Raw genomic sequence first — 13,088 nt, 5'->3', positions numbered from 1 at the left:
TAATAGCAAGGTTAAAAAATAAAAAAGGCGTTGGTTAACGCCTTTTTTGTACTACGATGTTTATTTCCAGATATTTCTAGCTAAATGCTGGCCCAGTTTTACGACCGAATGATTTTAAAATCTTCGCCAAAGGACAGAAGCCGGTAAACGCGCTTTGAAACATGTTTAAGCCAATAAATGCTGTAAAACCCAGCCAATAAATTGAATGCACCTGTGACAATACAACGCTAGTTACAATCATAAAGCCTGCAAATGCGAGTACGAAACGTTCGATAGTCATGTAATCTGCCTCCAGATAGGGATAAAAACTGTCGCTAGTATATTAGTATTTGTTAATACTGTAAAGTCAGGATTTATAATCGAACCATGCCAACCCCTTCTAACCAGTTGATTTATATTAATATAATGACTAGCTTTCGTGATCCCTAATAACTCACGCAACTCGCTAATGAGAATCCAGAGCCCGGATAGTTTAACTGTAATACCAGCAAACCTTTGATTGTTCGAATTGGAACTCCGTCTGGCATTCCTCTGTGAACAGATTGAAAGCTCTTTAGTTCTCACTACAGGCAACCTATATTATTACGATGCATTTATTATTACTTGCGAACAATAAATTACGCTACTGCATTTTCTTCAAGATAATAGTTACCAGGATGCTCGCCTGCATATAGCGCATCAACTAAGCACAGATTTTGGTTCCAGCTAACATTGCCGACAACAACTTTACAAGTACCGAGGACAAATTCTTAATCAGGTCTGATAATCACACAATATCTAATATAAAAATTATGATAGCGCGCATTCATGCTTTCAACTTGATTGAAACTTGCAGTAACAACATTTTTAATAACTAGAATAAGCGTGGTTCACGTGATAACTTATTGGAAGATAGATCTGTTAAAAGAATATACAGACTTGAGTAAATTTGATACATTTAGGATGGCTTTAGCAAATTAACTAAGGAGTCGGTGTTCCATGCGTTTATTTAAAATAATAATATGCGCGACGTTTTTTATTAGCTTTTCTTCAGCAAACGCCAGTGAAACTCGCGATGATCGCAATAAATTCTATCTCGGGATCAACGGGGGAAGTTATCTTGAAATGATAGATAAAGAAGACGGTTTAGGTGGATCATTTCAAATAGGGTACGACTTACATAAATTTATTGCCGTGGAATCTCAACTAGGTATCGCGTATGCCTCACTCGACGAATCAAGCGGTGGAAATACACTTTCAATACAGAGTACTGCTTATTATGGATCAATTTACTTACGTGGGAATGTCCGATTTGACACGTTCACTTTGTTTGCGATAGGAGGTTACACCTACTTGCGAAGCGATGTTGAGTTAACGAGTAATATAGCATTCTTAAATATCGATGATTCTGAAAACTTCGATGACATGAGCTACGGCGCGGGAATTGACCTCTACGGAAATGATACAACAGCCCTGTCGTTTAAATGGATTAGAATTATTGATCTGGGTGACGAGGGTGAATTAGACACCTGGATGCTGGGATTTACCCACTATCTTAAAAACTAGTATCCATTTTTAATTACTGTACTGTTTTATTACAATGAAGATCGATATTGGTTTTCAAGATACTTTTCCAGATCAGCACGATAACGGTTAGGATTGTCTACAGAATAGTAGTTCCCTTTAACTGATTTTAGGACACGCCTGTAATCATCTTTCGCCACAAATGCGCCCGATATTTCCACGCGCCTGCCTTCAGGATTCCAAAATAGAATATGATCATTTGCTGATTGCTGGTCGCTTAACGTTGCACCTTTATCCAGTAGCGCCATATTTATCATACGGAAATTTTCCTTTATTCCCTGAGACATGACCATTCTAAATCGTTTACTATCACTTTCCGACCATTCACGAATAACGTCATCCATAGACATATCTTTTTTTCCTACCGCGTAAGACACATATAAAAAATTATTTTGGTAAATCGGCTCAGACTCATTTTCGGCCCGTGTCAAAATAGCATGGGTATTAACATAGATACGTCGATAGTCTGTGGAAAAAAAGTATTTTGTCCTGATTACCAACGAGCTATCTTGTTTTATACTCGCAATTTTTGCGCCTAGCTTATCTTTTTTAATGTTGCTGGCTAACAAATCGTATTCAGTAATCAATGATTGACTACCATTCACTACTTTCTTGAACTGCCTTTCGTACAATGGCAAAAAATTCTGTTCTTGTGTAAACGCAAGCCTGGAATCAGGGAGCTCGCGGTATTGGGGAGCATCATCTTCACCGACAATCCAGCTGCCGATCGCATTACCAATGGCTACGCCAAGGGCATAGCCCAAAGGATCAAACATTGAACCCGCTGTATTATAGGGTGGCGCCGGCGATCTACTATTTGAAGCTCTTGGAATTAAAATGTTTTGTTCCTGATCAAAGATCAAAAAAGCATGCGATGTTTGAATACTGGCTCTATTATCCTGTTCTAAATCAATCACTTCATCTCGCGTAGTTCCACACCCGGCAATAACAAGAACTAACAGGACGCTTATTTTTAGTTTTAGCATAACCACCTCAGCTACTGATTTTACTGCTCAAACATTATTCTATATTCAGTTTTATCAATAATATCCTTAAGGTAAAAAAAATACAAAGCGTGAAAAATTACTTATTCAGTGTGCAGTAAGTCATTGGTAATCCAATTTCGATATGTTGATATGGTGCCCAGAAATACGCAGCGGGCTAAGGTCAATCAACTTGTAAAAGCTCTGACGCTATCGTAGATAACTATTGGAAATTAAGGAGGATGAACAATGGAGATGGAGAAACTACTGGATCAGTATCCCTGGTCAGCACAACACGAAAATGCTGTTCGTACTGTGGCAAAATTCTTAGGCATTGATTTTGAACTAGCGCTGAAGGAATTTGATGATCGTATTTTAAACAAAGTCGCAAAAGATAAACTGGAACTACCTAAAGCCGCCTAATCAATCACGCTTATACAATAGAATAAGGGCCCAGGGAGTGGGCCCTTTAGTCAGTTAAATTAGTTTGCTGTAATAACAAAATGCTCTTCAACAAGCTTATTCTCAGCCAGGTAACTGGCTATAGTTGTAAATGTCGATGTATGGATTTTCTCGTCTTGGTCACTGAGTGCAATATCGGGAATGAATAAGGCACCCATCAATAGCTTCAATGGATTCAGATTCACATTTTGTGCTTTATAATATTGCCGGATGTTTGCCTTTAGTTGGTTACGATCACTAGTATCATAAATAGCAGCATTGATCACATCCAGTGTATGTTCCGTACAATTTTGAAATTTTTGATTGTAGGGATTTGCAAGCGCTGAATAACTAGGATTATGTAGCGTTTTGTAGATATCAGAATCAATTACTCTTAGCAATCTGCGCTGTAACTCAGGTTTTGGAATTATAATGCCCGCACGTAATTCATGCGCCCCCATAAAAAAATCGATAGGATAATCAACTACCAGGTCACTGATATTTGGTTCGTCGTCACGTTGATACAAGTTGTATATAGCATACCCGGGTACTGTTGAACCATCTTCGGTTATTATCGATGAGTAAACAGCAAATGCGGTATGCGTAAAATTAATTCCATCTGGTAGTTCGCTAGCTGGCCGACCTACTCGCGCAATAATAAATACACGAACCCCTTTCGCTGCGAGTTCCTTTTCAACCTGTTTAGCAAACGAAGCAATTTTTGCTGGTTCGAAATTTGGCTCGCTGTTCGCCTGACTGCTGGCAAGAGCGCCAGCAGTCATTACAACAGTTAACACTAATACGCTAAATAGAAGCTTGATGATTGTTTTCATATCTCATCTCCTTCAACCTGCATCGCTTTTGCCGGTGGCGGTCCCGCGGTAACCGTCTCGTCCGTAATCGGTAGTGGATCGCCACTGGTTCCCGTTGCGTTATCCCACATTTCCTTTCCCGCCTGACCGCTAGCTTTACCGACTTCTCCAGCCGCCTTTAACGGAATAGCAATGGTTCCGGAGACCAGTTTCCCACCCGCTGCTACGGAATGACCTATTGAGTTGACACCGTTTTCCAGCGCCTTGCCCGAGTGTTGTGTACTACCTTGCGCCAGGGCTGATTGAGCCGTAAAGACCGAAAATAATGTTAGAAAGCCAATGGCTATATGTATTTTCATTGTGGTTCCTCCTAGTTGTTATGTATTGCCTATGGGTAATACAAGATTGGCACTGGGTATCTTTATTTACAACTATTAAGAAATATGTAGTATATAGCGACCACTTCAGTATTAATTATTTATACTATTTTACGGTTTGTTGATTTATTGATCAGGAGGTCATGATGGGGCAAATAGCTTCATTAGTGCAAGCACTCAAAAAAGCATTAAAAAACGAAGGTAAAACTTATAGCTATGTTGCTCATGAACTGGGATTAAGTGAGGCGAGTATCAAACGTATGTTTGCGACAAACAACTTTACATTAAAGCGCCTGGAAGCAATTTGCCAGCTTATTAAAATCGACTTCAGTGATCTTGTCAGAATGGTGGACGAGTTAAAAAATCGAATATCGCATTTAACAGAGACGCAGGAAAAAGAATTAGTTAATAATACAAAGCTCATGCTTGTGGCTGTGTGCGTTCGAAACCACTGGCGAATGGAAGATATAGTCGATCAATATGATATATCCGTTCCAGAGTGTGTCGTTCTGTTGGCGAAACTTGATACATTAAAAATAATAGAGCTGCTTCCAGGCAATAGATTTAAGCTGCTAATTCAACCTGACTTTCGCTGGCTGCCCAACGGTCCAATCGAACACTATTTCCGAGCGCATATAGAACGTGAATTCTTTAACGCCAGCTTTGACAAAGAAAATGAGCTGCGCCTGTTTTTGACTGGCATGCTTTCACGCAACTCTACTGAACACCTGTTGAAAAAGCTGGATGATATAGCCAAGGAATTCTCGTCTATCCTGGATGAAGATTTAAGTTTTCCCGTCGAAAAAAGGCGAAATGCCGGATTGGTAATCGCGTTTCGGCCTTGGGAATTATCTGCATTTACATCGTTAAGAAGAGCCAGCTCATTAGACAAATAAAGGTAGACGACTGATTAGTAGCCTGGAATGCAAAAACGACTATATAAACTAGCGTGCCAAGCTTACTCGATGCTACAACCCCAGCCGTCGTACACTGCATTATGTTTTTTCGCAAGCCCCTTAAAATCTTTCCTTAAATTCTGCAATTCAGATAACTCGGGTACCATAGCTTTTGACGCACGAATTACAAACCTTGGATCTTGTTCTGTATCCGAGATATGTACGTGGGACATGTGGTTTTTTAATTCTTCGGCGAGATTCGTTACAGCGGTCGCATCATCTGCATAAAACCAGAACTCAAGCTCATGCTCTGTAGTAGTATCAAACCCGGATTCCTCAAGTTTTTTTATCACATGACCATCAAGGGTTCTTGACTCCTGTTTTTTAGCCGCATATCGATAACCAAAAATTGCTACGACTATTGCCACGATAATTCCAACCGGATCAAACATGCCTGACAGATTCCTCAAAGGCAGAAAAAATTTCCATTAGCCACCTACTCCGCATCTGGCCCAAAATATAGCAGGCTTACCAAACCGTCACGCGCCGCTACTATCATTTCAGTATTAGTCTTATGCACTACACGGCCTATTATGTAATTGTGTGATTGTTCCCAGGCACTCAATCCGTAGACTATCCAGTTCTTGTTTTCAAATGTGGCAAAACAACCAAATTTTCCAAAAGCACGACAAATTCGATCCAGTTCACCGACGTTTTTATCCCAACTTAAAGTTCGCTGCTCTTTCGCTGGATAATTCCATAGACTTACTTCACCTGCTTGAGCCACTGCAGCTTCCCAATAGTGCTCAAAGTTTAATACAACGTCCGATATCATATCCCTTGCTAGTAGTTGCACTTTGGCAGACAGGGATTCCAACCGCTCATCAGGTGCAATTGGAAATCTTCGCTGCATCAAAATATCGCCGGCATCATATTCTTCGATTATTTTATGAACACTTACTCCACTTTGCTTTTGATCAGTCAAAATAGTCCAGGGTAACGGCCAGACACCACGGCCTATTGGTAACAATGTAGGGTGTATATTTATACCTTTGATTCTCGTTGCGGTAAGTGATGGGATTTTATAATTATAGGCTGCCACAATTAACAGCTCACAACCCTCCAGTTGAAGCTGTTCAATAGTGCCTTCAGTAATTCGTTCTTCACTAACTGAAATATTATTTTTTTCACACAGCTGGTAAACATATTTATTAAAATTAACCCGGTTGTCACATGGGACTGTGAATACGCGATAAACATCCATACCACCTAACAAGAGTTCTTCCAGGCAGGCATGAAAAAAATCATATCCGCAATAAGCAATTTTCATTCTTTAATTAGGCATTAATAAATGGACAGGCTTTTATTATGCCTTCAGAGAGGGCTTGGTGTCAGTAACTAATGGCGCTTTTTATAGGTCCCTATCAGGGCGGTTTCTTCGATAATATGTCCCTGCATTAGCTCTTCCACCTGCGCTTTCGTTGGGTGTTTCAGATCGGGTAGCAATATATCCAATGCATATAGCTTGAAAAAATAACGATGACTGCCAATAGGCGGACAGGGACCGCCATAGCCTGTACGACGCCAATCGTTGACACCTTCAAGTGTACCAGAAGGAAGACCATCAGAACTTATTGCTTGCGGAAGTTCACTAGTATCCGGAGGAATGTTATATAGCACCCAATGAACCCAGGTCATTTTAGGTGCTTCCGGATCGGGAGCGTCCGGATCATCTACGATAAGCACCAGACTTTGGGTATTTTCGGGCACATCTCTCCAGGTTAGCGGTGGAGATATATCATCCCCTTCGCAGGTATACATCACTGGTATTTCTGTACTGTCTTGAAAAGCGGTGGAGGTGGATTTCATTGCCTCGAGTCCTGATGAATTTAATATATAGTATTCACCCGGGCCTAATATTCTCATTGACTACCGTCAAAGCACGATAAACTAGATTTTTGAAATTTAATCTGTTTAAACATTTGCATATGCTAACCTCGCATGCGCCTGGTTATTTAGCAAAAACCAGTACAATCGCAAACCAATAAACAAGCTATAAGCAATAGCTGAACCAGCAAGCCCAAGCCAGATTCCCATACCTTGCATACCCGCAAGAAACGCCAGGGACCAGCCGCCAATAAATCCAATCCCCCAAAATGCCAACATGGAAAAGTACATGGGTACCTGGGTATCTTTGAAGCCTCTTAAAATTCCTGCACCAACACACCCTACACCATCAAAAGGCTGAATAATGGCGAGTAATATTAAAAACATAGTAGCTTGCGTCTGGATCGCTACCACAGACTGATTATTTAAAAACCAGCCTACTATTTGGGTGTTAAGCAACAAAGTACCGGCTAGAAAAACCAGGCCTGAAGCAACGGAAAGAACCAGGGCAGCTTTCATAATGCGAAAAATCGACTCACGGCTCTTTTCGCCAATAGCATAGCCTACGCGCACCGTCGCAGCCTGAGCCATCCCCATAGGAAATGCGTATAACACGCCAGCCAACCGCAAGGCGATGGTATGCGCTGCAAGTACTTCCGCGCCGAATACACCCATTGTAACAGTGGCAAATAGAAATACCCCCATTTCACCCAGGTTAGATATCCCGATAGGCGTACCAACACGTAAAATTTCAGGCACATAATTGTGTTTATGGCTAAAAGGCTTCGCAAGCAATCGATATCGTTTCAACACTGGATGGTGACTTGTGTAAAACAACATCATAAAAAATATATAACTGGCTGATAACAAGGAAGCTAAACCGGCACCCAACAAACCAAGCTCTGGCAACCCAAAATTGCCAAATATCAGGGCATAATTGCCCAATGCATTTATGGGTAATGCTGTAGCGGTGATAAACAGGATAATCCTGGTCTTCCCATGCGCGGATAGAAAGTAGTGACATACATTTACCGCCATCATGGCAAAATAAGTCATCGCCATCATACGGGCATACGGTTTACCCATTTCCACGATGTACATCTCTATGCCTAACCAATGCAGCATAACATCGGCATTCCATACCATAGTGGCTCCCGGTATGGTGAGTACCATGGCCATCATGAATCCCTGCTGTGTAACGCTGCGTACTTTATAGGATTGCCTTGCGCCAAGTGTTTGAGAAATTATTGGCGCGATAGCCGCAATAATTCCAGCTGTCAGGTAAAAGAACACAGAATAGTAATCGCTAACTGCAGCACCCGCGGCCAGCGCATCTGAACTCAACCAGCCCATCATTACTACATCGGTAATGGAAATTCCCATACTGACTAAGGACGCTAGAATCAGAGGGCCGGCGATCTTCATTAGAGCACCGGCCTCTTTTACGTAAGGGAATAATAGACTATTTGATACTATATAATTTGTAGTCATTGCTCTCATCATACAATGTCACTTTTTCACTACGTAATAGTCATTCTGAAAATCGTGATCTAATTGATGAATTTGAATATTGCTAAATCCTGCTTCTACTAATAATTCTTTAGCCTTTTCCTGACCCCACATGGCACCCAAACCATCGCCGCCTTGCGCCAAAGAAACTGTCATACAGTGCATACAGGAAATCGTGTACAACAACGGGCCAATAGGATGATCCGCATTGTTATGTACATGACTGGAACTATGGATATCCTGCATTAGATAAATTCCATCTGCTTTAAGTGAACGGTAAATTCCCTTTAAAACAGCAAGCGGTTTTGCCTGGTCATGTACAGCATCAAAGGTTGTCACCAGATCATACTGTTCTGAATTCGCATCTTCATCAAAGCGAGTTAAATCTTTCGCAAAGAACTTAACATTGTTCAGACCTTTTTCGCGGGCCTCTCGTTGGGCGCTATTGATGGCTTCGATTGACAGGTCTATTCCCACAAACTCACTGTTTGGATATCTCTTCGCCAACAGGTTCATAGCGCGACCACTGCCACACCCTACATCAAGGACACGAATTCCCTGTTCCAGCTTTTGTTCAAAATTGGGCAATAAAGGAATAATATGTTCAAACAGCGATGACAAAACCGTTTGACCGCTATCTTCTGCCATAACTTCATGAAATCGGGTGTAGCGGGAGTACGGAACCCCGCCACCTTCTTTAAAGCAATGCACGATATCATCTTCTACTGTACCCAACAGTGGGATGTATTGGGCGAATACGGCAATGTTTTCCGGAGTCGCATCCCGTGTTAAATACGAAGCATGTTCTTCGGGCAAAGCGTAAGTCCGATTTTCGTGGTTATACTCCACTACCCCGCTGGTGGTCATAGTCCCCAACCACTCGCGCACATATCGTTCGTTGAGACCGGCCCGTTCTGCGATTGCATCACTCGTCGATGGTGAAAGTTTGGCCATAACATCAAATAAACCGGTGCGATGCCCAATTGACGTCATCAAACACAAAGCACCTTCGTTGAGGGCGTTCACCAGGCGATCCGCAAATGCCTCGGCCTTTCCCTGGTTGTACACCATTGTCATAGATTCTGCTGCTGTCATTTTTTCATCCTCCCTTGGTTAATTATACCAACCAGTTGGTATGTTTTATTTATAGACCGAATGGTATGTAAAAACAAGGAAAATATGAAATATTTAGCATATATTCTGTATATTGTTGAATTTAAATATTTATTTATAATTTAGCGTATAGCGGTTGTTAAACCAATCGGTCGGTAATATACTTTGTGTAGTTTGTTAGCGGAAACCTACCCGATGCCAAGAGATGGAAATTTAACCAAAGAAAAAATCCTGGATGCCGCGGAAGCCCTGGTGCTTGATCATGGTTACGGCGCAACGTCTATTGACCAGATTCTGGAAAAAACCGGCATCACTAAGGGTGCATTCTTCTATCACTTTAAAAGCAAAGCCGAACTGGCCCAAAACCTGGTTGAAAGATATGTAAAGCGTGATGATGATTTACTGTATTCCCTTATAGCAAAGGCTGAAAAACTACACCGTGATCCCCTGCAACAACTTCTGATTTTCCTGGGCTTGATGATTGATATATTTGATGGCCTTGATGAAGCACCTGGCTGTTTAGTCGCAAGCTTTGTCTATCAATTTGAAGAGTTTGATGTTGACACCAAGTGCCTGGTGACCAATGGGTTTGACGAATGGCACCGCGTACTCGATGACAAGTTTCGTATTGCATTGGAAAAATATCCCGCTAAGCTCGATGTAGAACCGTCGACCTTAGTTGACATGCTGCTCTCTGTATTTGAGGGCGGACTAATAGTTGCAAAGATGGTTGCCGACCCAAAAACAATGGTTAAACAGCTCACTCAATTCAAGAACTATATAGAGCTGCTATTTAACCAGATATAAATATCAAGGCGCTTACATGAAACCTGTATTGCTAACACTTCTCGCGATGTTAGCTTTCGCCGCTAATTCCATTCTTTGCCGAATGGCCCTCGGCGAACAGCTCATTGATGCAGCGTCCTTTACCACGATTCGTTTAGTCAGCGGCGCTATTGTGCTCGCACTCATCCTCGTCTTGCGAGATTCCTCGCTTAGGAAAACATTATCATTCGACATCAAAGCCAGTGTCTCATTGTTTATATATGCAATTTGTTTTTCCTTTGCCTATATACAATTAAGCACCGGTACTGGCGCACTGATTCTCTTTGGTACCGTACAATTAACCATGATTATATTTGGCGTGTTGCAAGGTGACCGTCCAAAATTCGCAGCCTGGCTGGGAATTCTGATTGCATGCAGCGGACTGGCATACCTGGTTTCACCTGGCGTCACCGCACCCTCAGTGACTGGCACCATTTTAATGGGAACTGCCGGACTTGCCTGGGGCATTTATTCCCTGCGCGGTAAAGGTGTAACAAATCCTGTTGCCGCAACCACCTGGAATTTTGTTGGCACAGTGCCGCTGACGATTATAACGAGCCTAATGTTTATTGACGCCATGGAGCTACAATTATCGGGAGTATTGCTGGCAGTTTTATCCGGCGCTCTAGCGTCTGGTGTAGGATATGTTATCTGGTATGCTGCACTGCCTTATTTAAAACCAAGCAGTGCAGCAGCAGTTCAATTATCAGTACCCATGATAGCGGCGCTTGGAGGAGTTATATTCATGGCAGAACCACTGACCATGCGATTAAGCTTGGCCAGTATGGCTATATTAGGGGGAATAGCCCTGGTTATTACCACCAACCGAAAACCCGGTAACTAAGACTTACGCTGTATTCTTGTTCTATAAATGACTGCGCCATAAATTAGTAGATTAACAAGCAGGACTGTTATGCCGGCTGTTATAGCAAATTCTCGCGTATAGCCTTCTGGATAAATGACAGGTGTTATGTACTGTTCAATAAAGCCGCCTGCGTAGCCGTCCTCTCCCGCTGCTTTACGTAAAGCGACTTCCCAGGGTGTTAATGGACAAACCCAGCCAGCAAAACTGATCAGTGCCGCCCAAATGAAAGCTGGTACATGTAGCCATGCGACCCAGCGATAGCGAAGCAAAAATAGGCCGCCTAGCAGCGCAAATAATATAAATAAAAAATGAACGATCAGTATGATATTTGCCAGCGTATAGGCAAGCATAATATCTAAACGTTATTCCTTTTCGATCTTGCTGACAAATATTACCTGTGGAAATGATCGCTGCAATTCTTTGCTATAAAAGTTTGACATAGAGACACCTTTACTAAATCGAATCTTGTCATTTAGCTTTAGCTCTGTTTTAGGTCCAGCTAACCACAACATTCCCTGTTCATTGACGATCTGGATATAACTGTACATCGAGGCATGTTGCACAGCTTTCACCGTACCGTAATTCGGTAATCGAGGTTTGGCTGCTTTTAATTGATCCAGTTTAGCTTGATAGGTCTGTGCATCCTGTTGCGTTCCCATAAAGCCAATATCATTACTTTCATCAAAGGAGGCATACTCTACGGTATTTAAATACCGATCCTGGTTAGTCCCACCAATTATATAAATCCAGTCTTTGTAAACCACAACACTAAAGGTAGCACGCGGCTCCGATAATGGTGTGGTAAACCGCCAGGGAGATAGCTCACCGTTATCCTGAATATCAGCAACTTCAATACTGTTAAGATATTCCAGGCCGGTTAAGCCGCCAATTGCGTACACTGAGTTTCCGTGGCCTGCACTTGCCAGGCCATAACGCCCTACCTGCATGTTGCTGGTTGCTTTCCAGTCTTTAACACCGCCCTGTTCACTGGGTATGGCCCATTCAACATCAGTAATCCCCACTCCCTTCGTTTGATCGTGCCCACCTATAACATAAGTATTACCATGCGAAGCTTTGACTGAATTAACGTAGCGTGGAATTGTCATCGCCGCATTTTCGATTGTCCACGGCCCTAAATCACCATTTGATAAAATCTCTGCGCGCTCCACGTTATCCAGCAATGCACCGGCAAAACCACCCAACGCATAAATATATTTGCCTTTAACGACAGTCTTGGAACAACGACGCGGCATAACCATTCCTGACTGCATGGTTTGCCAGGGACTTAAACTACCATCTTCATTCACCCTGGCTCTCTCAACGGTACGTAACAAATTTTTCCCATTTGGGCCATTACCACCGCCAACCACATAAATATAACCGTCCCTGGCAACAGCATCGATAAATCCACGCTCTTCATTTAAAAGGGAAGTTTCTTTCCAGGGACTGAGACTACCGTCATCATTAATTTTCGCGTATTCACTCAGGCGAACAAAATGACGTCCATTGACACCGCCTATGACATAGATATAGCCATTAACTACAACAGTTGCTGCGCCTGCGCGTGGACCCTGCAACATACTCGCATCTCGCCAGCCTCTTATCCACTGCGTGCCTGAAGCGCTTTGACTCGTCGTTGGCGCTGCACTTTTCGACTTGTTGCTCGGCGCCGTCACTCCAGATTCTTCTTTACCACACGCGGAAAGCGCCAGCGCAACAACACCCACTATCAACAGCCGTAATATGTTCATTTATTGAATCCGCCAGATTAATTTTTAAATGATTAGTGACAAAAAACCCCGCGTGGATTTATCCGT

At 42.4% G+C, this 13,088-nt stretch carries 16 protein-coding genes; 5 read left to right on the top strand and 11 right to left on the bottom strand.

Annotated elements, in window-relative coordinates; translation table 11 throughout:
- Positions 1 to 76: 76 nt before the first annotated feature.
- Positions 77 to 280 (bottom strand): YgaP family membrane protein, encoded by a 204-nt coding sequence (locus ACWVCM_RS07310; RefSeq protein ID WP_455201071.1) that lies wholly within the window; start codon positions 278 to 280, stop codon positions 77 to 79.
- A gap of 698 nt (positions 281 to 978) precedes the next feature.
- Between ACWVCM_RS07310 and ACWVCM_RS07305 the strand changes: the two genes are divergently transcribed.
- The gene (locus tag ACWVCM_RS07305; protein WP_455201070.1) at positions 979 to 1,545 is read left to right on the top strand and encodes an outer membrane beta-barrel protein; all 567 of its coding nucleotides are present in this window, start codon (positions 979 to 981) and stop codon (positions 1,543 to 1,545) included.
- Between the two features lie 29 nt (positions 1,546 to 1,574).
- Here the strand turns inward: ACWVCM_RS07305 and ACWVCM_RS07300 are convergent, their stop codons facing one another.
- Positions 1,575 to 2,549 carry a hypothetical protein gene (locus ACWVCM_RS07300; RefSeq protein ID WP_455201069.1) on the bottom strand — a complete coding sequence of 325 codons (975 nt, stop codon included), beginning with the start codon at positions 2,547 to 2,549 and terminating at the stop codon, positions 1,575 to 1,577.
- Between the two features lie 246 nt (positions 2,550 to 2,795).
- Between ACWVCM_RS07300 and ACWVCM_RS07295 the strand changes: the two genes are divergently transcribed.
- On the top strand, positions 2,796 to 2,969 hold the full coding sequence (locus tag ACWVCM_RS07295) for a hypothetical protein (protein WP_455201068.1): 174 nt from the start codon (positions 2,796 to 2,798) through the stop codon (positions 2,967 to 2,969).
- A 59-nt stretch (positions 2,970 to 3,028) separates the two neighbouring features.
- On the opposite strand, the gene ACWVCM_RS07290 is transcribed toward ACWVCM_RS07295, so the two are convergent.
- A complete protein-coding gene (locus ACWVCM_RS07290; protein ID WP_455201067.1) occupies positions 3,029 to 3,820 on the bottom strand; it encodes a DUF2145 domain-containing protein in 792 nt (263 codons plus the stop codon).
- On the bottom strand, positions 3,817 to 4,158 hold the full coding sequence (locus tag ACWVCM_RS07285; RefSeq protein ID WP_455201066.1) for a hypothetical protein: 342 nt from the start codon (positions 4,156 to 4,158) through the stop codon (positions 3,817 to 3,819). Before ACWVCM_RS07285 ends, ACWVCM_RS07290 begins: the two co-directional genes overlap by 4 nt.
- 164 nt (positions 4,159 to 4,322) lie before the next feature.
- On the opposite strand from ACWVCM_RS07285, the gene ACWVCM_RS07280 reads away from it, so the two are divergent.
- Positions 4,323 to 5,072, top strand: a complete 750-nt coding sequence (locus tag ACWVCM_RS07280; RefSeq protein WP_455201065.1) for a helix-turn-helix domain-containing protein — start codon at positions 4,323 to 4,325, stop codon at positions 5,070 to 5,072.
- Positions 5,073 to 5,134: 62 nt separating this feature from the next.
- Here the strand turns inward: ACWVCM_RS07280 and ACWVCM_RS07275 are convergent, their stop codons facing one another.
- The 5 genes from ACWVCM_RS07275 to ACWVCM_RS07255 form a co-directional block, all read right to left on the bottom strand.
- The gene (locus ACWVCM_RS07275) at positions 5,135 to 5,524 is read right to left on the bottom strand and encodes a ribonuclease E inhibitor RraB (RefSeq protein ID WP_455201064.1); all 390 of its coding nucleotides are present in this window, start codon (positions 5,522 to 5,524) and stop codon (positions 5,135 to 5,137) included.
- Between the two features lie 44 nt (positions 5,525 to 5,568).
- On the bottom strand, positions 5,569 to 6,402 hold the full coding sequence (locus ACWVCM_RS07270) for a methionyl-tRNA formyltransferase (protein ID WP_455201063.1): 834 nt from the start codon (positions 6,400 to 6,402) through the stop codon (positions 5,569 to 5,571).
- A 68-nt stretch (positions 6,403 to 6,470) separates the two neighbouring features.
- Positions 6,471 to 6,941, bottom strand: coding sequence for a YbhB/YbcL family Raf kinase inhibitor-like protein (locus ACWVCM_RS07265; RefSeq protein ID WP_455201062.1), 471 nt, complete (start codon positions 6,939 to 6,941; stop codon positions 6,471 to 6,473).
- Between the two features lie 105 nt (positions 6,942 to 7,046).
- Positions 7,047 to 8,384 carry an MATE family efflux transporter gene (locus ACWVCM_RS07260; RefSeq protein WP_455201061.1) on the bottom strand — a complete coding sequence of 446 codons (1,338 nt, stop codon included), beginning with the start codon at positions 8,382 to 8,384 and terminating at the stop codon, positions 7,047 to 7,049.
- 84 nt (positions 8,385 to 8,468) lie between these two features.
- Complete coding sequence (locus ACWVCM_RS07255) at positions 8,469 to 9,563, bottom strand: class I SAM-dependent methyltransferase (RefSeq protein ID WP_455201060.1); 1,095 nt, start codon at positions 9,561 to 9,563, stop codon at positions 8,469 to 8,471.
- A 213-nt stretch (positions 9,564 to 9,776) separates the two neighbouring features.
- Between ACWVCM_RS07255 and ACWVCM_RS07250 the strand changes: the two genes are divergently transcribed.
- Both ACWVCM_RS07250 and ACWVCM_RS07245 read left to right on the top strand, forming a co-directional pair.
- The gene (locus ACWVCM_RS07250) at positions 9,777 to 10,388 is read left to right on the top strand and encodes a TetR/AcrR family transcriptional regulator (RefSeq protein ID WP_455201059.1); all 612 of its coding nucleotides are present in this window, start codon (positions 9,777 to 9,779) and stop codon (positions 10,386 to 10,388) included.
- Positions 10,389 to 10,404: 16 nt separating this feature from the next.
- A complete protein-coding gene (locus tag ACWVCM_RS07245; RefSeq protein WP_455201058.1) occupies positions 10,405 to 11,250 on the top strand; it encodes a DMT family transporter in 846 nt (281 codons plus the stop codon).
- Here the strand turns inward: ACWVCM_RS07245 and ACWVCM_RS07240 are convergent.
- Complete coding sequence (locus tag ACWVCM_RS07240; RefSeq protein WP_455201057.1) at positions 11,247 to 11,621, bottom strand: DUF2784 domain-containing protein; 375 nt, start codon at positions 11,619 to 11,621, stop codon at positions 11,247 to 11,249. The two genes, ACWVCM_RS07245 and ACWVCM_RS07240, sit on opposite strands and share 4 nt — an antisense overlap.
- A gap of 12 nt (positions 11,622 to 11,633) precedes the next feature.
- Positions 11,634 to 13,022, bottom strand: coding sequence for a hypothetical protein (locus tag ACWVCM_RS07235; protein ID WP_455201056.1), 1,389 nt, complete (start codon positions 13,020 to 13,022; stop codon positions 11,634 to 11,636).
- Positions 13,023 to 13,088 lie beyond the last annotated feature (66 nt).

It is taken from the genome of Kaarinaea lacus (assembly GCF_975902315.1).
Note: the sequence above shows the minus strand (reverse complement) of the source record. Positions and strands in the feature narration are given on the sequence as shown.